This window comes from Escherichia sp. WS1265 (genome assembly GCF_046487585.1).
Classification (GTDB): Bacteria; Pseudomonadota; Gammaproteobacteria; order Enterobacterales; family Enterobacteriaceae; genus Escherichia; species Escherichia coli.
The window spans coordinates 1-19,017 of the sequence record NZ_JBJQJE010000027.1 but is presented as its reverse complement, the minus strand read 5'-3'; the positions used below and the strand labels follow the sequence as shown (position 1 = coordinate 19,017).

At 42.1% G+C, this 19,017-nt stretch carries 26 protein-coding genes and 3 pseudogenes; 11 read left to right on the top strand and 18 right to left on the bottom strand.

Annotated features, from left to right (window positions below):
- Nucleotides 1–129: 129 nt before the first annotated feature.
- Together ACJHX3_RS21715 and ACJHX3_RS21710 are read right to left on the bottom strand one after the other, a co-directional pair.
- On the bottom strand, nucleotides 130–4,497 hold the full coding sequence (locus tag ACJHX3_RS21715; RefSeq protein ID WP_410236208.1) for an LPD7 domain-containing protein: 4,368 nt from the start codon (nucleotides 4,495–4,497) through the stop codon (nucleotides 130–132).
- A complete protein-coding gene (locus ACJHX3_RS21710) occupies nucleotides 4,494–4,835 on the bottom strand; it encodes a plasmid mobilization protein (protein WP_000730722.1) in 342 nt (113 codons plus the stop codon). The genes ACJHX3_RS21715 and ACJHX3_RS21710 overlap by 4 nt, the downstream gene beginning before the upstream one ends.
- A 368-nt stretch (nucleotides 4,836–5,203) precedes the next feature.
- On the opposite strand from ACJHX3_RS21710, the gene ACJHX3_RS21705 reads away from it, so the two are divergent.
- The 7 genes and pseudogenes from ACJHX3_RS21705 (at nucleotide 5,204) to ACJHX3_RS21675 (ending at nucleotide 8,596) form a co-directional block, all read left to right on the top strand.
- Entirely contained in the window at nucleotides 5,204–5,605 is a 402-nt protein-coding gene (locus ACJHX3_RS21705) for a zinc transporter (protein ID WP_172687991.1), read from the top strand.
- A gap of 17 nt (nucleotides 5,606–5,622) precedes the next feature.
- Entirely contained in the window at nucleotides 5,623–6,375 is a 753-nt protein-coding gene (locus ACJHX3_RS21700; protein WP_000797966.1) for a conjugal transfer protein TraL, read from the top strand.
- 1 nt (nucleotide 6,376) lies between these two features.
- Nucleotides 6,377–7,084 (top strand): hypothetical protein, encoded by a 708-nt coding sequence (locus ACJHX3_RS21695; protein ID WP_000108794.1) that lies wholly within the window; start codon nucleotides 6,377–6,379, stop codon nucleotides 7,082–7,084.
- A gap of 19 nt (nucleotides 7,085–7,103) precedes the next feature.
- Nucleotides 7,104–7,235, top strand: a pseudogene (locus tag ACJHX3_RS21690) (hypothetical protein); the annotation flags it as partial.
- Nucleotides 7,236–7,558: 323 nt separating this feature from the next.
- Entirely contained in the window at nucleotides 7,559–7,762 is a 204-nt protein-coding gene (locus tag ACJHX3_RS21685; protein ID WP_000224735.1) for a hypothetical protein, read from the top strand.
- 1 nt (nucleotide 7,763) lies between these two features.
- Nucleotides 7,764–7,942 (top strand): annotated as a pseudogene (locus ACJHX3_RS21680) (hypothetical protein).
- Nucleotides 7,943–8,275: 333 nt separating this feature from the next.
- Nucleotides 8,276–8,596 carry a hypothetical protein gene (locus tag ACJHX3_RS21675; RefSeq protein WP_001401701.1) on the top strand — a complete coding sequence of 107 codons (321 nt, stop codon included), beginning with the start codon at nucleotides 8,276–8,278 and terminating at the stop codon, nucleotides 8,594–8,596.
- A 130-nt stretch (nucleotides 8,597–8,726) separates the two neighbouring features.
- Here ACJHX3_RS21675 and ACJHX3_RS21670 read toward each other — a convergent pair whose 3' ends face one another.
- The gene (locus ACJHX3_RS21670) at nucleotides 8,727–9,164 is read right to left on the bottom strand and encodes a type II toxin-antitoxin system HicB family antitoxin (protein WP_000466318.1); all 438 of its coding nucleotides are present in this window, start codon (nucleotides 9,162–9,164) and stop codon (nucleotides 8,727–8,729) included.
- A gap of 24 nt (nucleotides 9,165–9,188) precedes the next feature.
- Nucleotides 9,189–9,371, bottom strand: a complete 183-nt coding sequence (locus tag ACJHX3_RS21665) for a type II toxin-antitoxin system HicA family toxin (RefSeq protein ID WP_000833470.1) — start codon at nucleotides 9,369–9,371, stop codon at nucleotides 9,189–9,191.
- 296 nt (nucleotides 9,372–9,667) lie between these two features.
- On the opposite strand from ACJHX3_RS21665, the gene ACJHX3_RS21660 reads away from it, so the two are divergent.
- A complete protein-coding gene (locus ACJHX3_RS21660; RefSeq protein WP_244611468.1) occupies nucleotides 9,668–10,111 on the top strand; it encodes a hypothetical protein in 444 nt (147 codons plus the stop codon).
- 87 nt (nucleotides 10,112–10,198) lie between these two features.
- On the opposite strand, the gene ACJHX3_RS21655 is transcribed toward ACJHX3_RS21660, so the two are convergent.
- The 11 genes from ACJHX3_RS21655 to ACJHX3_RS21605 form a co-directional block, all read right to left on the bottom strand.
- Nucleotides 10,199–10,546 carry a type II toxin-antitoxin system HicB family antitoxin gene (locus ACJHX3_RS21655; protein ID WP_000681609.1) on the bottom strand — a complete coding sequence of 116 codons (348 nt, stop codon included), beginning with the start codon at nucleotides 10,544–10,546 and terminating at the stop codon, nucleotides 10,199–10,201.
- Complete coding sequence (locus tag ACJHX3_RS21650) at nucleotides 10,543–10,791, bottom strand: type II toxin-antitoxin system HicA family toxin (RefSeq protein ID WP_106509039.1); 249 nt, start codon at nucleotides 10,789–10,791, stop codon at nucleotides 10,543–10,545. The genes ACJHX3_RS21655 and ACJHX3_RS21650 overlap by 4 nt, the downstream gene beginning before the upstream one ends.
- 485 nt (nucleotides 10,792–11,276) lie before the next feature.
- Nucleotides 11,277–11,570: a hypothetical protein gene (locus tag ACJHX3_RS21645; protein ID WP_001401669.1), complete on the bottom strand. Its 294-nt coding sequence runs from the start codon at nucleotides 11,568–11,570 to the stop codon at nucleotides 11,277–11,279.
- A gap of 14 nt (nucleotides 11,571–11,584) precedes the next feature.
- Complete coding sequence (locus ACJHX3_RS21640) at nucleotides 11,585–12,001, bottom strand: phage tail protein (RefSeq protein ID WP_097728064.1); 417 nt, start codon at nucleotides 11,999–12,001, stop codon at nucleotides 11,585–11,587.
- Nucleotides 12,002–12,010: 9 nt separating this feature from the next.
- A complete protein-coding gene (locus ACJHX3_RS21635) occupies nucleotides 12,011–12,292 on the bottom strand; it encodes a hypothetical protein (protein ID WP_410236207.1) in 282 nt (93 codons plus the stop codon).
- Nucleotides 12,293–12,440: 148 nt separating this feature from the next.
- Complete coding sequence (locus tag ACJHX3_RS21630) at nucleotides 12,441–12,641, bottom strand: hypothetical protein (protein ID WP_410236206.1); 201 nt, start codon at nucleotides 12,639–12,641, stop codon at nucleotides 12,441–12,443.
- A 220-nt stretch (nucleotides 12,642–12,861) separates the two neighbouring features.
- Nucleotides 12,862–13,104 carry a hypothetical protein gene (locus ACJHX3_RS21625; RefSeq protein ID WP_000151456.1) on the bottom strand — a complete coding sequence of 81 codons (243 nt, stop codon included), beginning with the start codon at nucleotides 13,102–13,104 and terminating at the stop codon, nucleotides 12,862–12,864.
- Nucleotides 13,101–13,355, bottom strand: coding sequence for a hypothetical protein (locus ACJHX3_RS21620; RefSeq protein WP_001230709.1), 255 nt, complete (start codon nucleotides 13,353–13,355; stop codon nucleotides 13,101–13,103). The genes ACJHX3_RS21625 and ACJHX3_RS21620 overlap by 4 nt, the downstream gene beginning before the upstream one ends.
- Nucleotides 13,352–13,894 (bottom strand): hypothetical protein, encoded by a 543-nt coding sequence (locus ACJHX3_RS21615; RefSeq protein WP_001083904.1) that lies wholly within the window; start codon nucleotides 13,892–13,894, stop codon nucleotides 13,352–13,354. The genes ACJHX3_RS21620 and ACJHX3_RS21615 overlap by 4 nt, the downstream gene beginning before the upstream one ends.
- Nucleotides 13,895–13,997: 103 nt before the next feature.
- Complete coding sequence (locus ACJHX3_RS21610) at nucleotides 13,998–14,513, bottom strand: J domain-containing protein (protein WP_001025393.1); 516 nt, start codon at nucleotides 14,511–14,513, stop codon at nucleotides 13,998–14,000.
- A 403-nt stretch (nucleotides 14,514–14,916) separates the two neighbouring features.
- Nucleotides 14,917–15,246, bottom strand: coding sequence for a hypothetical protein (locus tag ACJHX3_RS21605; RefSeq protein ID WP_000855119.1), 330 nt, complete (start codon nucleotides 15,244–15,246; stop codon nucleotides 14,917–14,919).
- 587 nt (nucleotides 15,247–15,833) lie between these two features.
- Between ACJHX3_RS21605 and ACJHX3_RS21600 the strand changes: the two genes are divergently transcribed.
- A complete protein-coding gene (locus tag ACJHX3_RS21600; protein WP_000532149.1) occupies nucleotides 15,834–16,499 on the top strand; it encodes a division plane positioning ATPase MipZ in 666 nt (221 codons plus the stop codon).
- Between the two features lie 73 nt (nucleotides 16,500–16,572).
- The gene (locus ACJHX3_RS21595; RefSeq protein ID WP_001162371.1) at nucleotides 16,573–16,857 is read left to right on the top strand and encodes a hypothetical protein; all 285 of its coding nucleotides are present in this window, start codon (nucleotides 16,573–16,575) and stop codon (nucleotides 16,855–16,857) included.
- Nucleotides 16,858–16,874: 17 nt separating this feature from the next.
- Here ACJHX3_RS21595 and ACJHX3_RS21590 read toward each other — a convergent pair whose 3' ends face one another.
- The 3 genes and pseudogenes from ACJHX3_RS21590 to ACJHX3_RS21580 form a co-directional block, all read right to left on the bottom strand.
- Nucleotides 16,875–17,471, bottom strand: a complete 597-nt coding sequence (locus tag ACJHX3_RS21590) for a ProQ/FINO family protein (RefSeq protein WP_000125165.1) — start codon at nucleotides 17,469–17,471, stop codon at nucleotides 16,875–16,877.
- A gap of 149 nt (nucleotides 17,472–17,620) precedes the next feature.
- A complete protein-coding gene (locus ACJHX3_RS21585) occupies nucleotides 17,621–17,743 on the bottom strand; it encodes a Hok/Gef family protein (protein ID WP_223685802.1) in 123 nt (40 codons plus the stop codon).
- Nucleotides 17,688–17,840: pseudogene (locus ACJHX3_RS21580) on the bottom strand (DUF5431 family protein); the annotation flags it as partial. The gene ACJHX3_RS21585 and the pseudogene ACJHX3_RS21580, both read right to left, overlap by 56 nt.
- 205 nt (nucleotides 17,841–18,045) lie before the next feature.
- Between ACJHX3_RS21580 and ACJHX3_RS21575 the strand changes: the two are divergent.
- Nucleotides 18,046–19,017, top strand: a 972-nt coding sequence (locus ACJHX3_RS21575; RefSeq protein ID WP_175085153.1) for an RNA-guided endonuclease InsQ/TnpB family protein, incomplete at its 3' end; no start/stop codon positions are given.

The following is a 19,017-nucleotide window of genomic DNA, read 5'->3' as shown; positions in this document are numbered from 1 at the left end:
AATTATGCGATACAGAAATATTTCAGAAATTTTATTAGGCAATCATTGCGCAATCCCATACTGAATATACACTTGAGAGTATTTATAATTTGTATCTTAAAAAGCCCGAAAACCGGGCTTTTTTCTTAATTAGTGCATGTCCTGTGAATTGTCACGCTGTTGCTGCAATTCCAGATGTTCTTCTCTGGCCTGGACAAATTGTTTTCCAAGAGCATCTTCTGCCATTTCACGAGTGAATCCGTGATTAAGCAAATCGGATTCGGCCTTCTCCCTTTCGAACTTCAGTCCTTCCCCTCTGAACTTGTCCTCAAAGCGATCAATTGCCTCAAGAATCTTGCCGTCTTCCGGCGTGCAATCCCGTCCCTGTGCTTTCTCAATTTCATGACGCTCCACGCGTTCAGCATTTTTCATTACAGCGTCAATCCCCTGAGAAATATGTTCAGACTCGACGCGATAAATGACAGTATCGCGCTTATTGAGATCATGTAGCTCGCATTCAACCCGGCCCCACTCAATAGCATCCTTGAGAGAGCTGAAATCTTTTATTTCAGCATTCAGGCCTTCATGTGTTGAGAAATAGACATAATCCTTCTGTTGTTCCAGTTTATTCACATTTTCAATAGCCCTTGTACTGAAATGGATACCTGTAATTACCGGAACACGAGCCGATGTTTGGTCCCCCGTTAAAACTTCAGAAGGTGTTTTTCCAGTGATCGCGGCAAATTGCTGCTCCGTAACATCCACTCTGGCAACTGCATCACCACGCTCTAAGCCATGCTTACCAGCGACCGCAAGGTGATAAAGACCACCTTCCCCCCTGGTAATTTCCGCCTCCACAACGATATCCCCATTGCAGGAACTGAACTGAGAACGGTCTTTAACCAGGAAGTTTTCAAGCCCGGAGATCATATGCTCGTTAGCTGAAATACTGGCGAGTATCTCTTCTGGTGATTCTCTGGACGAATCCCCCGCCTGTTCCATCACTGCCATATTAGCGTCATTAACAGCGTCCTTAATTCCTTTAAAGGCGATTTCTTCTCTTGTTACAGGTGTGATTAAGATATCATCCTGGTTAAGCCCGTGCTCCTGAAGCATCTTATTTTTATATTCAGATGCGTCGTGCAATGACTCAAAAGTCTTAATATCTTCACTAAACTCATCCTTCGAAAAAGAAACCGCATACACTGGAGTACGGTATTCTTCATATGAATTGGCAATTATTTCAAATGGCCTATCAAACGTTACTAATGCCCCCTCTGGATAAGAGGATAATTCATCGGTTGAGACAGTTTTAGACATAAGCACAACAGTATCAAAACCATCACCATTTAAATAATTGCTTTCATATTTTTCTATTGCAGAAGATTTGCTTTCCTCATAACACTGAATAGCCGCATCTTTAGAATGAAAGACGATACCTTCATTCAAATCATGGAAGCGACTAAAGTTTATACAATAAATTTCCTGTTTATTATGCACCTGCGCAGTAGCCTGATCGTGTTGAGTAGTAAGCTGCTCCTGAATCAGAGCCTGTGTTCTGTCAATACCTAACTCATTCACAATTTTGCAAAATTCTTTTGCGTCGTTTTCATTATCAAAACTGGCAACGTCAAAAATATCATCGCTGTCTCCAGGTACATGTCCCAGCACTTCCCAAATCTCATTTTCATCGCTATCCAGAGATTTCAAATAGCCAAATTCACCATTTGTGCCTTTACTAAGCATCTGTGAATCCAGGGTGTTTGCCCTGGTAATAACACCAGGATCATATGAAGATGTGGCCTGCGCTGCGACCTGTGCTTGCTCTGTGGCCTGTGCCTGCTCTGTGGCCTGTGCCTGTTCGGTAGCCTGTTCCTGTTCGGTAGCCTGTTCCTGTTCGGTGACCTGTTCCTGTTCGGTGGCCTGTTCCTGCTCTGTAGCCTGTGCCTGCTCTGTAGCCTGTGCCTGTTCTGTAGCCTGTGCCTGCTCTGTAGCCTGTGCCTGCTCTGTAGCCTGTGCCTGTTCTGTAGCCTGTGCCTGCTCTGTAGCCTGTGCCTGCTCTGTAGCCTGTTCCTGTTCGGTGGCCTGTTCCTTCAATGCATCACCTTTCTCTATTCTGGATTCGGACTCCTGGCTATTTTCCTGTGTTTCCACCTGCTCAAACTTATTACCCTGAAGTTCTGCTTTTAATTCCAGCATCATCTGTTGATACTGCTCCGGGCGTAAAATAATCTTCATGTCCTGCTCTGCGGCAACTTCAGCGCACATTTTTTTGAAATCTTCAGAGCCGGTAAGTTTGAGTACACCACCAAACTTTTCCCTGGAATACTCAAGCATTATTCCGATCTCTTCTTTTGAAGGATTTTTACCCGCAACGACAAAGTTCCCTTTGTCGGTAAAGACAGGCTTTTCCGATTCCTGATCGCGATAAACAATCCTGGAATCCTGCTTATCCATCACAAGATCTTTTAGTTTGGAGTTAACCTTTTTCGCCTCTTCTAAGCGGCGCTGGGAATCCACCGCTTTCTGAAGCGAAAGTTCGGGTTCGTCAGCAGAAATGGCGTTGATTTCATCGAAGTTGAGATAGCTTTTGAGACGTTCAAGGGCTTTCATTTCATCTTTATCCTTATGCCAGTCAGCATGATATTGACGAATTATGTGTCGCCCCTCTGTGTCGAGTTCAGAAAGACGCTCAAGTGTGGTTAGTTTTTTGTAAACAATCACACCCACGGCAATATCACGCTGTTCACGTGGTATTAACTTCAACTCGCGTCTCATCTCTCGCAGATCATTATACAGCTTGCCACGCTCAAACCTGATAGTATTTCGTAATGTTTTTTCCGATAAATTCAGTGAGTTAAGACGCTCACGGGCTTCATGATGCGTAAGGCGTCTGTAGGTTGGATAGCGCGTATATGGCGTGTTTTCTAACTGCTGTGAATAAACTTCAAGCAGAAAGGATTTCGCATCTTTCCAGGCAAGATTAATATGCTTTGTCAGAAAATCAGATGCGTTCATATTACGATTCCCCACAGAAAACCGGGGGGAACCGTCCTTTGCTGTTCTGATTTTATGCTGCGCTGGAATAATATTAAAACGCTCGGCGGCAGAAGACAGAAACCTGACAGGATCAATATTTCTGCGAATTTCTGCCATCGTTGCAATTTCGTTTTTCTCTGCCGCCTCATTCAGAGTCTGAAACATCGTTTCACACAAAAAAGAAGAGCGTTCAAGACTTTTTATTCCTGACTCTGTGAATTGTCTATCATAATCCCGTCGCACATCCTGACCAGGATGTTCTCTTTGCGATAATTGCTCTGCCAGATCACGCTGCGAAATATCTGACAATACACTGACAGAGTCGGGTCTTGTGAATCCATTGATTCCGTAAACCATACCGCGTTGGGGCATACGTGACAATCCGACTGTTGCTTCAGATTGACGGATTCTGGCAAACTTTTTAGGACACGACTTGTAACCTCCCGCTCGTCCTGACGTTTGCTGAGAATTTCTTTCGTTAAGTTTTTCTCTTGAGTCATATTCTTTTATCCTCTCTTGCAGGAAATCAATTTGTTGTGAAGGGCTTAATGTCTTGTAAAGTTCCCTTGTTTTCTCCGCCTGGTTAAAAATATGCTTAATCTCTTGGCTTGTTTTATTTAACCAGGTATTAAGTCTCTTTTCTATCTCTTTGTGTGTTGGTTTCTCAAGTGTTAATGTCCTTGTCTCAATGTAATTCTGACGAAAAAGAGGACTTTTTAAGTTTATGTATTTTTTATCTCCAGGCAATTTTACAGCCAGATACTCATTGGTTTTACCAGCATTTCTTATACGAAGTTCACCATACTCTGCAACAATATCTTTGAATACAGAGTAATTTTCAATTTTCTCGTTCTCTATACGCGAAAGCAACTCACCTTTCAATTCAGAGTGATGCTCTTTGTAAAGATCCCCCTTAACTCTACTTATAATTTTTCCGTAATCCGCATCTTTACGCGGATAGTCTTTAGGGCTATCAAGATTATATTTATTATTAATAAATTCCTGTATAGCATCAAGCTGTTCAATTGTATGCCCTTTGGTAACATCTCCCACTGGATTCAGGAACTTTTCAGTAATCAAATTTACTTTAGGAATTACAATATGAATATGTGGTTTTCTTTCAACAAGTTCACCAGTGCTATTATCCTGGATATGACGAATTTTAGGCAAATGAGCTTCCGCATAAAAAGAGTATTCATCAGGATGATAAGCATTCATCAATAATTTTTTATAATCATCAACAACAGCCTTTAACACTTCATTCGACACATGACTTTCATGAAAAGACAGAGTAATGTGCAAATAACGTTCCTGACTTTTGTTTTCAATAGAATCAATAATCTTATCTGTAGTCTGTAAATCACCATCAAGAACAACACGATGATCAAGTTCATCACGCGTGTACTGGCGTTCTGCTTTGCGACCATTTATCAGATAATCAACGATACCATCATTACCACCACCGTATCTGACAATCATTTAGCTATCTCCTGAAGGCGATCACGAATACCGATTAGTCCATTTAAAACCTTTTTATAAAGCGATTCTGATATAATACCTTTTAAATGATCTGAATTTAATCGGTGCGCTATTTGATTTATGTTGTTTCCTGCCCAACTCAACTGAGAAAGACAACGTTTGTATTCTGGTATGTTACGTTTATCAGATGCATATGTGTTTATTTTACCAATAGTAAGCAGCCTGAAAAATTCAGACTTACTAATATTAAGCTCTTTTATAGCCCTATCGAACGGAGCATATTCTTCTTCGGTAAGTCTGAATGTTACATGAACGTTTTTGTTGGTTTTTTTCTTCATATGTCCTCAAGGTTCGTAGAACCGCATAAGAACGGCTGCATCGTTCGGGGTTTCAAAGGGGCGTCCCCCTTTGGCACACGATTGTAACATGACCGGAACGGTCTTGTGTACAATCGGTATCGTGCCTGTGTTTTAGAAGAACAAAAAAATGCCGTGCATACAGCCCACACAATGACTCACATAATCACCCACAACTCAAAACACACAGCCCACACAATCGCCCACACTTTAACCCACAAAAAAGACCACAACCCCATTGACAACCCACAAAACAACCCACATAATCACCCACACAAACGGCGAGCAAATTGCTTTAAATAAGGTATTATGCCAATGTAGGAGGTAGAGAGAGAGAGGAAATGTAACAAATGAAAAAGATCGAGAGTTTATTAACTCCAATATGCGAGGCTATAAACGAAACAAAATCGAAATCAAAACAGGCTGTCTTCAATATGTATTTGCAAAATATACTTGAAGCAAAGAAATATTATACATGGGAGCAAATAGCTGATTACATAAACAACAACACCAAGACAGAACTAGCCCAAAAGACTTATATAAATATGACAGAGAGGGCTAAAAAAAGACAAAAATGCACTGAACCAAAAGAACAGGCAAAAACCATAGATGTAATTGATCAGAATGAAGCTAAAGGCGATGAACCGAGAGGGGGGGTAAAAGGTTTTTTTTCAAACATTAGTGAGAACAAAAAAGAAATAGAGCACGATCCAAGTGCTACGAATGAAAAATTCATAAATAAATATCTTTAAGTAAAGGAGCATTATAAATGAAAAACTCAATCAATTTCATCCTTCAGGGTAAAGGTGGTGTTGGAAAATCATTCGCGACCGCAATACTGGCACAATACTTTATTGATGAAAATCACATGGATAATATCGTAGTCGGTGACACAGACCCGGTTAATACAACTACGGTTAAAGTAAAAAGATTAAATGCAGATTTGATACAAATCACTGAAAACAGCAAAGTAATACAATCCAAATTTGATCCAATGTTCGAATCAATGCTGACCAATAGTCAGAATACTTTTGTTATTGACAATGGCGCATCTACATTTTTACCGTTAATTCAGTATTTCAATGATAACTGTGTTATGGACATGTTTGAAGATGTAGAACAAGACGTTTATATCCATACTGTTATCGTTGGTGGACAAGCTCTTGCGGATACCTTGCAGGGATTTGAAGAACTGAAAGAACTGGTTAAAGGAAGTAAGGTAAAACTTATTGTCTGGATAAATGAATTTCAGGGTATTCCAGCACTTGAAAATATCCCATTAATAGAAACTAAATTCATTGAAAAAAACAAGGATGTAATCGCTGGCGTTGTGGTTATTCAGGACAGAAAAAGTGATGCCTTTGCCTCTGACATCAAAGAGCTAACAGAAAAATCACTAACACTGAAAGAAGCTCTTGAGTCCGACCATTTTGGATTAATGGCTAAATCACGATTAAAACGAGTCTTCAATGACATTTACAAACAATTAGATAGCATCTATGACGATGAACACGGTGAATAATATGAGTACAGTTAATCAGCCAGAATTAAAACAGCCTGAAAAGGCTGTTTCCAGTGAAGATATTGATAATTTTATTGTTGATGTATTCAAGGAGACAGGGCATAAAATATCAAAAGATGATCCAGTTATTTCATTAATTTTTCTGAACCAAAAGATACAGGAAAAATTCAGCAATGAATTACAAGCTAACTTCACTGCCTTGTCTGAGGGCTTCAGACAGGTCGTTTCATCTGTAGAAAATGACTATATTCAAAGATTCAAGAATATTGTTGAGACGTGCGGCGATCTGGATAATGAAATAAAAGAAAAAGTAGAAGAGGGAAAAAACGATCTAAAAGAAACAAGTGTTGAGGTAAAAGAAAAATTAACAGATGATATTATTGAACTCATATCTGGAATTAAACGCAACCAGGAAAAAAACAACAAATTATATGAAGAAAAGTTGAAGTCATTATCTAAGGCTGTAAAACCCTTCAGTACAAGAACAGCCATTGCAATTTGTGCCCTGTGCACATTATGCCTGTCTGCGGCATTTTCTGGCGCAACCTGGTATGTTGCACAACATGAAAAAGAGGCAAGTCTGCGCTTCTATGCAAGAGCCTTTCTTGATATGAAAAAAATAACTGAAGAGAGCATGAGAAAATTACCAAAATCAGACCAGCAAAATATAAAACTCAAACTAGACGAAATTGATTCAAGAAAACCATAAATATGAAAAGGAGTCCCTAATGACCACTTTTACCGACGAGGACAAAGAACTAATTAAAGAAATCAGAGAGCGAATTGGCAGCCTGGACGTGCGAGACAATATTGAGCGTCGGGCTTATGAAATTACTCTGGCATCGCTGGAAGCAGATCCAGTTATGTTCTGTATATCAGGACAAAATGTAGATTCAGAAGAACATGTATCAACCAGCAAAGCGGTTGTTGATGCCTGGGTTGAAGAATGGAATCAGGTTGACGGAAGTCCTGGCGAACCACTGTACAAAACTATGCCACTCTACTGTCACGCTGCCTTGCCAGCGTCGGTAGTGCCTGAAGGACTGGTTAAAGCGGTGCGTTTTTATGAGCAGGTAAAAAATGAGAATCCGCCAGTTGGGACTGGTGCGTGGAAAGACGCTGTTGACTGGGTACTCGAAGAGGCTTGTCAGGCTGTAAATACATGCATCAAAGGATGAACGATATGGCAACCAACAATCGTAAAGCAAAGATGCTAATTTCCCGTGTATACAGACTTTGCTACCCCAGCCAGTGGTTGAGAGTTAGCAATCGCCGTGTGGTGTTGTTCTCATTTTCTGGAATAGCCAGAGAGGGAGTCAAAGATAAGCGTAGCGCGGTGCAAAACCGCTGGAAAAACCACTGTTATCTGCGCACTAAAGGAGAGTGAGATGGCGTTAACACACCGCGAACTCTGTCAGATTGCGTACAAGTTCCTTAAGCGCAACGGGTTCAAGGTTTGCTTTCATGACCGCTTTATAGCTGTAACCAGTACCGGAGAACAGCCAGATGCTATGGGATTCAGAAATTCAGCATCATGCTTGATAGAGGCGAAGTGTTCTCGTGCTGACTTGTTGGCAGATAGAAAAAAGCGTTTCCGTAAAAATCCGTCTCTTGGAATGGGCGACTGGCGATTCTTTATTAGTGAGCCGGGAATTATTTCAGTTGAGGATTTACCTCCCGGCTGGGGATTACTTCACGTTGTTAACGGAAGAGTACGGAAAGTACATGGATGGCCCAAGGGGAATTGCTGTTGGGGTAATCCTGACGATAAGCCATTTACTGGGAATAAGCAGGTTGAATGCGATTACATGTTATCTGCATTAAGGCGCATGGAGCTAAGAGGACACCTTAATGAAATATATGACGGTGTAATTGTTAATAAGAAAGAAGGAAACGCGGCATGACAACTTTAACCGACAAAGAAATGATTAAAGAAATCAAAGAGCGCATAGGCAGCCTGGACGTGCGAGACAATATTGAGCGCCGGGCTTATGAAATTGCTCTGGCATCGCTGGAAGCAGAAGCGCCAAATTTGCCTGGTGGTTTCACAATTGAAGAAGCAAAAGAATTACACGAAAATCTGGTAAAAAGTCACGTAAGCAAGGCTTTAAGTGGCGAAAAAATGAAAAAAGAAAATCGTGATGCCGATTTGCGCTGGATTCATGGCGTAATAGTTCAGGCCGCGTGGTTTGTGAAAGCATCACTAGGGCAGAATGCATAGTGCGTACCTGCTTTTCTCCTGGCAACGGTGGATCTTCCGCTTCCTCGTCACTCGCTCGCTATGCTCGGTCGCTGGACTGCGGCGAGCGGTTAGCTATCAAAAAAAATCCCCGCACAACGCGGGGATAGTTTTATTTATATGCAAGTTCATGACGTGCCGCCTGAGCCAGAAAATGGCTACGATCTTTGTATACGCCACCACTTTCTCTCACATATCCATCAATACGACGAATCAATACATCAGGCAATGAAATATTAATACGTTGTTGTTTGCCCTCAATTTCTGACAAATCAACATCAATTACAAACCAGCTATCACAGTGGTTATAATTTGGGTTGGCGGAATAAGTCAAACACCCTTCATCATGAATATCATCAACAGAATGAGCACCGCTTATTACCATCTCTTCCACGATTGCCAATATCGCTTCACGCGCCATTGCGGGTATTTCTGCCTGAGAATCAGCAGCAGAAACACATCCAAAATCAAAGCAATCAAAAACCGGAACAGTGATACCGTATGCTGTATGATCATCTTTCGGTGTTTCGACACCAACAGAAAAGAACATGGCTACCTCCAAAGTCGGCGGGGATTAAATCCCCGCCATTTTTTTGATCGATCTGACAGTACCTAGCGGCAAGTCCTTTTTAGGATGAGGAACAGGAAAAGTTTTTCCTGTTATTGGCGACCACCATATCTGGTGACTGCTTGCCTTATGCCGTTTCAACTCGCAACCAGCAGCTATCAGTTCTTTCAACAGGTCAGCAGATTTCATATGTCCTCCCTAACCTGAAAACAATTATACACACGCATACACACAAAAGCAAATTATTTCATTCGCATGACTTCTGAACCACACTGTAAAGACAGATAGATCTTTACAGTGTAAATCATTTATCCAGTTTTATCGCTATGCATGTGATACATAGAAAATCATATAGTGTTTTACTATATGATACCTGATTGACACTTTTAACTGCACATCTCATCATTTACATCGTAAAGACAAACATAGATTTACAATGTAAAGCTATGTAATTAAACACTCCGTCTCCCAAATAAGGAAAGAAAATGACTCAACTAATCCCAGAAAAGATACTGGAAATCATAGATGATCATGATCGCGCACAAAAAAAACAACGCAACAAAAACCTCTTAATTTATTTATGTCTCTGCTTAGCAATTATTGGAGTGGTCGCGTATTCCTTTATATCAAAGTTTCGTCTTGATGGTGTAGCCGTCCTTACAGTGCTTTTGGGCGTGTCCGCAATCGCATTTTTTCTACATTATGTGGAATCAGGGAAAGGCCAGATTCTTAGTAGTGACCGCATATTGTCCATACTCGATAAAACCAAAGATTACCCTGCAATTCGACGTAAAGTTGTTAATCGCTTGCTCTCCGGTTCAAAACTCACGGGTAAAGATGAAGAGTACATATTCAGTGAATTGAAAAAGGCTGAACAAAGCAACGAACGTGAAAAGAGATTGCAAGCAATTAAAGAGTATGCATCGTAATACACCGTAAAGCATTGTTTGTAAATACAACACACTACACCGTAATACCAAGAAACATCAACGCCTGCGAGCAACAAAAAGGGGCGATTAAGCCCCTGCGCGATGATGACTGACTTCTTTTTCCAGTGCCTTATTGACAAAGGCATTCAGCGACAAATCTTCTTCCATCGCCATTTCAGCGACCCGACGATGCAGCTCTGGATCAAGCCTGACGTTAAACACACCTTTAAAGGGCGTGTCAGGCTCCTTTCCGTCCTCCACACAGGACTGTAAATACAAATCAACCGATGTTTTAAATTCCCGTTCCAGGTCAGCCAATGTTTCTGCCTCATAAGTCACCAGATCACGAATAAATGCCAGCTTTCCATACAGGATATTATTTTCAAAATCCGGCTCAACCGTACCTAAATATCCTTTATATTTTAAATGTTTCATAAAACTCCAGCCTCTTTCAAGTTCTGTTTAATAGCTTTCAGCGTTCCACCTTTAATATAACTTTCTGGATGTGGGCGATGAATTAATATTGTGTGATTAATTTCAGCATTGAAAAATCGCACTCTTGATCCCTGCATTTCCTTTTTGACATATCCTAGAGAAGAAAACAAAACAACGAGTTCATCCCATTCAAACGTTTTTTTACTGTTTAAAAATTTTGCCAGTAGCTTATCTGCTTTCCCCATACGCTATAATCCCATCCCTTGCCAACATGCAACTAATTATAGTTACAAATGGCGTTGTTGTCAAAAGTCATCGGACAAATAGGAGGGTGAAAGAAAATACCAGGGAGCAGAGAAGCCACATACCCTAAGCGCAGCGCAACCGCCGGAAAACGCACCACACTGTAAAGACAATAAAATCTTTACAACGTAAAGCCAATTATGTAATACAACGCGCTACCCAATAAGAAAGGGAGAGCATGACACTCTCCCCATATATGAATTTATCCCGGTTATTTAAAACATTTCATACCCTTGCAGGTAGTTTAACCACCACCGGAATTGATCCCACTCCGTGCACGTCATTGCCGGAATTCTGGTTTCCCAGCCTTTGACAAGGGAGTCAGCAAGCTGTACGATCTGCCGCGTTGACATTTAAAAACCTCATTCAGTTTTGATTGTCGATAACGTGATCAGGTTGTTCCAGCAACCTGATCACTTTCACTTTTTCAGTTTTCAATCCTCCTTAGCATATTTTTCATTAAAATCTTGTTAGCTGAATCAAGATCAATATCGTACTTAAAAGCAATCAATTTTATTGCTTTCTTTTTTAGAAGTTTTTTTAATTCAGGTGTTGAGCATAGTTCTTTGTAAACCTGATGAAGATATACCCCATGTTCATCTTCAAACTTCTTGTCAATAACTGATGTATACATTATAGCGTCGAAACAATAATCATCATCTACAGGACAAGCAGGCCAGAACATCATCTCTACTGCCATTTTTTTAGCTTCAGTAAGCATATCCGATTCCGTGATCATTTTCTGTTTATATCTCCGCTGACAGTGGTTACGTCACCAGAAACATCGCCACAAGTAACATCACCACTTACAGTGGTTATATCGCCACTAACCTGACGACAATCAACATCACCACTCACGGTTTCAACATCCCCAGCATTCCCATGAATACTGACATCAGCATTTTCGGTTACTATTTTATTTACATTTCCATGTATTTCTATCTTAATACTCCTGCCTTTAAAAACCACTGTTTTATTACCAATTTTAATACAATCATCAGTGATAACAATGTTTTCACTATTTTCTACCGAGACATGCTCTTTTCCATCGATTGTAATTTTATTACCGGCAACGATTAAACCTTTGCCAACAACATAAACACTTTTCATAAAATCAACTCCTTTCAGGAAAATGCAGGGATGCCCCTGCATTCATAATGCTTAACAAAGACACTCAATAAAATCTTTAAAACTCAAGCATTCATCGCCATCTTTTAATGAATCAAAATATTTTTCATATTCGTCCCTGTAGAAAAGGATTAAATCAATATCACTCTGCTTAAGTTCGCCAAACTGAGGAACAATTCCGGTTTTATAGTCACGAATTTTATTGTTATCAGTAAAGATGACAACATACTCCGTCCCCTTATGTATAAGGGTAATAGTGCAAAGAGTTACTCGTTCGAATGTGAAAACATGATTCGTGGTTGAAGTGAATTTCATTTTAAATCTCCTGTCCGTTTGGACTTAAGAAGGAAAGGAGCCAATCCCCTTTCGATGAAACAATAATACATCTATTTAGATGTATTATCAAGATTTGTTGCCTGAAAACAGCAAGTTATTTGATGGTTTGCTCATTTTTTAATCCGCGTCAGCGGATAGAAGGGGCGAAAGAAAATACCAGGGAGCAGCGGGGCCACATCGCCCCGAAGCGCGGCGCAGCCGCTGACGAACATACCAGGATGCACAGGGCCATCCCTTCGCCCTGCAAAGCCCAACGGACCAACAGGCTATGATCATGCTGATTTGCGCCGCAGAATGCCGCAGTTAGCGCGAGCGCCAGCGAGTTCACGCCGTCCTGGTGCATTGCAGCAGGGCGGGGCGGTGTACTGCGCGTGTGAGCGTCAGCGAGCTACGGGCGCAACAACACACCAGGCAAAATCGCAATTATGTAAAGTCGCCCTGTTACAAACACACACTGTGTAAAGACAAAGAACAATTACAATGTAAAGACAAATAAACCTTTACACTGTATATCTTAGATTTCTGCGTCGTGGTGTTTTTCTTCTCGCTCACGGTTCCTCCGGTGAGCGGGATTCAGCTTTTTTATGCAGGACGTATTCAGGGTGCTCCCCTGCAAGTAATAACAGGTACTCAAATTCACCTTTCGATAAATTAAGCTGGTTGTGGGTTTTAGCTTCTTTTTTCTGCCATGTACTTAAGCCTACGCCAAAAATCTCACCGCACTCTGTCTGGGTAAGGCCAATTTTTTTACGTAATTTCTTTATGTTTTCCGGTGTATTTTCAATAGTCATGCATCACTCTCCTTATATTCTTTCACCATAGTTAAGAGAATATTCTTATCAACAGGTCTTAAACCATTTTTTGTAAAGTCTATTGCCTCGACCTCACTTTCATTAAAAACCAGCTCACTTAACGTTCTCTTTGTTCTTTTTGTTTTTCCGTCAGTGAACTCCTTTGAATAACTGCTTATTTTTTTTACAAAATGGTATTTTTTATCAATCACTTCAAGATAATAAGTCAATCGCCCTTTGTTTTTTCTCATAACTGTTTCAAATATCCTGTAATTTTAACAAGTTGATCTATACTCAAACCCCTAATCTGCAAATCATAACGCTCGCCCTGCTCGGTGACTTTACCGTTCAATCCATTTTCAGCTTTAAAGCCTGTCAATGCCCCATACCAGCTTTCAAGCTGGACAAGTTGCGATAACATACCTTTCAGGATCAGAATTTCGTCCTTTTTTGCCGCCTGGCGTTTCTCATACTCAATCGCCTGTAACACCTCCTGCGAAGCATTTAGCAAAATTTTTCGCTCGATATTGGCTGCTATATCAACGGGATTCCGCTTCCTGGATAACGTACAAACATGATACGGACTACTCCAGGAACGACTATCCACACTCCCCACAACAGAAAATCGGTCTTTTTCCATCCGAATATGCACAGAGTAATTTTTAAACTGCGGTGACGTCAGTTTTATACGAGACGGACAATCATCAAGTTTGTTCACGCGCCAGCCGTTCCCCAGGATACGGCAGACAACTTCAAAGACAGGGTGATATTGTTCAAAAAAAGAGTTCATCTGTTTCCCTTTTTGCTACGTGGCTGCTGTTCCCGTCTTTTTGGGTTCGATGCCCCAAAAGACGGGCTGGTATGATATCGGGGGCTTCTCGCCCCCGTTCTGGTTACGCTCTGGTTTCCACGCGTTGCCACCCTGTCGCCCTGCGCTGTCCGGTTGTACCGTATTTTGCGCGGATTTCTTCTATCGTGTGTTCTTCACGATTCCAGTAACTTTTATGTTCGTCTGGACGATAAAACCATTGTTTTTTCTTTGCCGCCCATTTACACCCGATTTCTTTTAAAGTTTCCTTATGTGTAATAGTTTCTCCACTAATCCATACCCAGTTACCTATCACTTCAAATACCAGACCAGATAAACCAGAAAGAACGTTTAATACTTTTTCCAGGTCATCACCGTAATTATATCGTGCATGTTCATCAGCGCTCTGGAACTGATTTATTTTATCAATATTTGCCATCAAGACATCAAAAGCTGCATTTACCGCTTTCATCAGTTCAGCCCCTAACGGGTTACGATCTGGATGATATTTTAAAGCGGCTTTTCTGTATGCTGCTTTGATATCTTTTTCAGTTAATTCGCCGGATAATCCAAAAACGTTTAATGCTTCCTGGATATTCATTTTAAATCTCCTGTCCGTTTGGACTTAAGAAGGAAAGGAGCCAATCCCCTTTCGATGAAACAATAATACATCTATTTGGATGTACTATCAAGATTTATTTCCTGAAAACAGCAATTTACTTGATGATTTGCTCGTTTCTTAATCCGCGTCAGCGGATAGAAGGGGCGAAAGAAAATACCAGGGAGCAGCGGGGCCACATCGCCCCGAAGCGCGGCGCTGTACTGCGTGTGTGAGCGTCAGCGAGCTACGGGCGCAACATTACATTGCTGCATTAGCCCGGCATTCTCCACGCCCTGAAGGACGGAGTTTTACCCCATCATTCATACTAAAACCCCCTGGGTAAATACTACTACTATTAACATTTTTAACATGGTTGCAGGGGATACCCCCTGCAACTATTTTCTTAGTAGTATGATGTGAACTCGTGTTTTTCTTCCGGTGATCCTTTATATGCTGTTTCGAATTCCTCAATTTCAATTGCTGGCGTACTGTAATAATCACGCACTCGCCGTTTTAATGGCTCACCACAGAAATCATTAAGTAATGGGGTCTTATATCCGCTCATTGAATGAGTCCGATGAACTGAAGCGCGAATCTCCTGAACAGTTACGGTTTTTTTGCCATGAACAGAAATAACCTGGTAGAAATTAACGTTCGTTTGCTCATATCCCCAGGAAGATACAAACACATCGCCAACAGAAACAGTGCCGTTATTAAAAGTCAATGTTTTCATTTTAAATCTCCTGTCCGTTTGGACTTAAGAAGGAAAGGAGCCAATCCCCTTTCGATGAAATAATAATACATCTATTTAGATGTATCATCAAGATTTATTGCCTGAAAACAGCAATTTACTTGATGATTTGCTCATTTCTTAATCCGCGTCAGCGGATAGAAGGGGCGAAAGGAAATACCAGGGAGCAGCGGGGCCACATCGCCCCGAAGCGCGGCGCAGCCGCTGACGAACATACCAGGATGCACAGGGCCATCCCTTCACCCTGCAAAGCCCAACGGACCAACAGGCCATGATCATGCTGATTTGCGCCGCAGAATGCCGCAGTTAGCGCGAGCGCCAGCGAGTTTACGCCGTCCTGGTGCATTGCAGCAGGGCGGGGCGCTGTACTGCGCGTGTGAGCGTCAGCGAGCTACGGGCGCAACAACACACCAGGCAAAATCGCATCCTGAAAAGTTACCCTGTAACATACACACAATGTAAAGCACAAAAACAATTACATTGTAAATACAGAAACATCTTTACAACGTAACTATAATGAATACAATGTAAAGACAAATAAACCTTTACACTGTATATCCGAGGTTTCTATGGGGAGAGCATTACTTGTCGCATCAGATAAAGGCGGTGTAGGAAAAAGCACCACAGCAACAAACCTGGCTTCTTATCTGGTAAATAATTCACGAACGGTCATCATTCTGAAGACCGATAAAAACAATGATATTCTTAGCTGGAACGAAAAAAGAAAGCAAAATGGCTTATTACCGGTTCCTGTTTATGAAGAGTATGGCGATGTATCAGAAGTCATTAAGCGCCTGAAAAAAATATGTGAAGTGCTGATCATTGACTGTCCAGGGCATGACAGCAAGGAATTTCGCAGCGCCTTAACTGTAGCTGACACTCTGCTTACTCTCGTTAAGCCGTCTTCAGATTTCGAAGCAGAAACGCTGACTCATGTAACAGAAAAAGTTCGCACAGCTCAACAGATCAATCCAGACCTGCAACCCTGGGTACTTTTCACGAGAATTAACACGACAAAACCACGCCACAGAAAAGCAGCGATTGATCTCGACAAGTTACTCCGGGAGAACCCGGTGTGGATACAGCCACTTCGTACACGTATTTCAGATTTAGATATTTTTGAAGCGGCCTGTAATGAAGGCGCTGGCGTTCATGATGTACGTCGCGCATCCAGCCTTTCTACAGCTAAAGCACAAATAGAGCTTTTGGCGCAAGAGTTAGGCATCAATCCCTAATGGATGTAATACGACAGCTTTACATCATTAGCTTTACACAGTAAAGCTAATGTAACACACGAAAGGTGATATAATGGCTCTTGACTTGAAAACTCCGGTAATACCAGGACAAAAAACAGAACAAACCAATGCAGACACAGCCCGATTCATCAATGAAGCTACCCGCAAAAAATCGGGAGCAACTAAAGTGACCAATGTCCGGCTTGGGGACGTTTACGAAGATATTCTGGAACGGGAAGCACTGCGAACAGGCCAGACAAAAACAGCAATAATGAAAGCGGCTCTTGCAGCTTACGAACACGGCCTGGACGAAAACGGAAAAAATCACTGGATTCTACAGTCAGCCAGGCTGAAATGATAAAGCCCTTCGGGGCTTTATCCCTTACGTTTTAATTGTTTCTTCTCGCTGGCTTTCTTACGGGCATCGAGAACCAGTTGCGCATAAGTTGCGTGTGCTTTTTTTACTGTACCAGCAGGTTTCCCGTAAAGGTCGTAACGTGTTGCGCCTGGTACAGTACAATTCTGAAGATATTGCCACCGGAACGTCATCACCTGAACCGCACAATTCCACTCTTCAATCGTCAGATCCACATCCGGGTTATCCGCCAGGTATTTCTCAACGTCCTGGAGAATCCCGCTTTTCAGGGGCAAGTTCTTTTTTTCGTCTGTCCATAGTTCAGGAAAAACAGCACGAACTTTATTGAAACACTTTTCAAAATATTCTTTCGGATATTTTGGGGGAAAAGTGATTTGTTTTTTCAAATACCAGGGCTGAGGCTGCTTTTTACGTGTTTTCTCTGCTACAGCATCTTTCTTCTGTACTTTCTTGTTTTCATTAACTGCTGATTTTTGTACTTCCTGCGGCTTTTCATTCACCACAGGATTTTCTGGCATGACCAGAACGCGGCGTTTTTTGACCACAATCACGGGTGTTTTTTTTGGCTGCATACTCGCCTCAATAATTGCTGTCATATTGACTAATTATACCATTTTCAGCAGTTAATATCCTGAAAATACATGGAAAAAGGGGGTATCCGTACAGAATACCCCCTTTGTAAAGGCGCTTAATGCCAGAACCACATCATCCCCAAAAAGGCGGGCTTTCGCCCGCCTCCGGGTTGCTACTTACCGTTGGATTCGTAAGCCAGACTTGCCGTAACCTCCCTGTCTCCGTCTTTCAGCCGGACCTCGCACAAACGATTCCGGGTCAGATACGTGAATATTAACAATGTGCAGCACACGATTAATAAACACCAGGTCAGGGCGTTTTTCGGCTGTTTCATGGCCTTCTTCTCCTTGCGTAACGCGCGGTAAGAGGCTATCCTGATGTTGTTCAAGCATTGGGATCGCCTCGTGGGTTAATGAAAAATTAACTACGGGGCTTTCTTCTTTCTGCCGCACAACAAGATACAAACCACCTTTTCGCCATGAGGCAGAAAGCCTCAAGCGCCAACAGCATTATCCAGTGCGCCGTAAAACCCCGTCCTTCAGGGCGAGGATATAAGGCGAGTTTTTCCACCTGGCTTTTTTTGTTTAAAATGGTCGAATGAAACGACTACAGGCATTTAAATTCCAGTTAAGACCCGGTGGTCAACAGGAGCGAGAAATGAGGCGCTTCGCAGGCGCATGTCGTTTCGTTTTCAATCGTGCTCTGGCGCTTCAGAATGAGAACCATGAGGCAGGGAACAAATATATTCCTTACCCAAGGATGGCCTCGTGGTTGGTTGAGTGGAAAAATGCCACTGAAACCCAATGGCTTAAAGATGCCCCATCACAGCCATTGCAGCAGTCACTGAAAGACCTTGAGCGGGCCTACAAAAATTTCTTCCAGAAGCGGGCGGCTTTTCCCCGATTCAAAAAGCGGGGACAGAATGATGCATTCCGCTACCCGCAGGGCGTTAAGCTCGATCAGGAAAGCAGCCGAATTTTTCTGCCAAAACTTGGCTGGATGCGCTACCGGAACAGCCGTCAGGTCACGGGCGTTGTGAAAAATGTCACTGTCAGTCAGTCCTGCGGTAAGTGGTACATCAGTATTCAGACAGAAAGTGAAGTATCAACTCCGGTTCACCCTTCAGTATCAATGGTCGGGCTGGATGCTGGCGTGGCTAAACTCGCCACGCTGTCAGATGGCACTATTTTTGATCCTGTAAACAGTTTTCAGAAAAACCAGAAGACGCTGGCGAGACTTCAGCGACAGTTAAGCCGCAAGGTCAGATTCAGCAACAACTGGCAGAAGCAGAAACGCAAAATACAGCAACTGCATTCCCGTATCGCAAATATCCGCAGAGACTACCTTCACAAAGTCACAACGACCGTCAGCAAAAACCACGCAATGATAGTCATTGAGGATTTGAAGGTCAGCAACATGTCCAGGTCAGCGGCGGGAACGGTCAGCCAGCCGGGGCGGAATGTCCGGGCAAAATCAGGTTTAAACCGTTCGATACTGGATCAGGGCTGGTATGAAATGCGCCGCCAGCTTGAGTACAAGCAGCTCTGGCGTGGCGGTCAGGTGCTTGCT

Coding starts and splice junctions, on each gene's coding strand:
- ACJHX3_RS21715 (WP_410236208.1), bottom strand. CDS start 4,497: ATGATTGTCAGATACGGTGGTGGTAATGATGGTATCGTTGATTATCTG.
- ACJHX3_RS21710 (WP_000730722.1), bottom strand. CDS start 4,835: ATGAAGAAAAAAACCAACAAAAACGTTCATGTAACATTCAGACTTACC.
- ACJHX3_RS21705 (WP_172687991.1), top strand. CDS start 5,204: ATGAAAAAGATCGAGAGTTTATTAACTCCAATATGCGAGGCTATAAAC.
- ACJHX3_RS21700 (WP_000797966.1), top strand. CDS start 5,623: ATGAAAAACTCAATCAATTTCATCCTTCAGGGTAAAGGTGGTGTTGGA.
- ACJHX3_RS21695 (WP_000108794.1), top strand. CDS start 6,377: ATGAGTACAGTTAATCAGCCAGAATTAAAACAGCCTGAAAAGGCTGTT.
- ACJHX3_RS21685 (WP_000224735.1), top strand. CDS start 7,559: ATGGCAACCAACAATCGTAAAGCAAAGATGCTAATTTCCCGTGTATAC.
- ACJHX3_RS21675 (WP_001401701.1), top strand. CDS start 8,276: ATGACAACTTTAACCGACAAAGAAATGATTAAAGAAATCAAAGAGCGC.
- ACJHX3_RS21670 (WP_000466318.1), bottom strand. CDS start 9,164: ATGTTCTTTTCTGTTGGTGTCGAAACACCGAAAGATGATCATACAGCA.
- ACJHX3_RS21665 (WP_000833470.1), bottom strand. CDS start 9,371: ATGAAATCTGCTGACCTGTTGAAAGAACTGATAGCTGCTGGTTGCGAG.
- ACJHX3_RS21660 (WP_244611468.1), top strand. CDS start 9,668: ATGACTCAACTAATCCCAGAAAAGATACTGGAAATCATAGATGATCAT.
- ACJHX3_RS21655 (WP_000681609.1), bottom strand. CDS start 10,546: ATGAAACATTTAAAATATAAAGGATATTTAGGTACGGTTGAGCCGGAT.
- ACJHX3_RS21650 (WP_106509039.1), bottom strand. CDS start 10,791: ATGGGGAAAGCAGATAAGCTACTGGCAAAATTTTTAAACAGTAAAAAA.
- ACJHX3_RS21645 (WP_001401669.1), bottom strand. CDS start 11,570: ATGCTTACTGAAGCTAAAAAAATGGCAGTAGAGATGATGTTCTGGCCT.
- ACJHX3_RS21640 (WP_097728064.1), bottom strand. CDS start 12,001: ATGCAGGGGCATCCCTGCATTTTCCTGAAAGGAGTTGATTTTATGAAA.
- ACJHX3_RS21635 (WP_410236207.1), bottom strand. CDS start 12,292: ATGAAATTCACTTCAACCACGAATCATGTTTTCACATTCGAACGAGTA.
- ACJHX3_RS21625 (WP_000151456.1), bottom strand. CDS start 13,104: ATGACTATTGAAAATACACCGGAAAACATAAAGAAATTACGTAAAAAA.
- ACJHX3_RS21620 (WP_001230709.1), bottom strand. CDS start 13,355: ATGAGAAAAAACAAAGGGCGATTGACTTATTATCTTGAAGTGATTGAT.
- ACJHX3_RS21615 (WP_001083904.1), bottom strand. CDS start 13,894: ATGAACTCTTTTTTTGAACAATATCACCCTGTCTTTGAAGTTGTCTGC.
- ACJHX3_RS21610 (WP_001025393.1), bottom strand. CDS start 14,513: ATGAATATCCAGGAAGCATTAAACGTTTTTGGATTATCCGGCGAATTA.
- ACJHX3_RS21605 (WP_000855119.1), bottom strand. CDS start 15,246: ATGAAAACATTGACTTTTAATAACGGCACTGTTTCTGTTGGCGATGTG.
- ACJHX3_RS21600 (WP_000532149.1), top strand. CDS start 15,834: ATGGGGAGAGCATTACTTGTCGCATCAGATAAAGGCGGTGTAGGAAAA.
- ACJHX3_RS21595 (WP_001162371.1), top strand. CDS start 16,573: ATGGCTCTTGACTTGAAAACTCCGGTAATACCAGGACAAAAAACAGAA.
- ACJHX3_RS21590 (WP_000125165.1), bottom strand. CDS start 17,471: ATGACAGCAATTATTGAGGCGAGTATGCAGCCAAAAAAAACACCCGTG.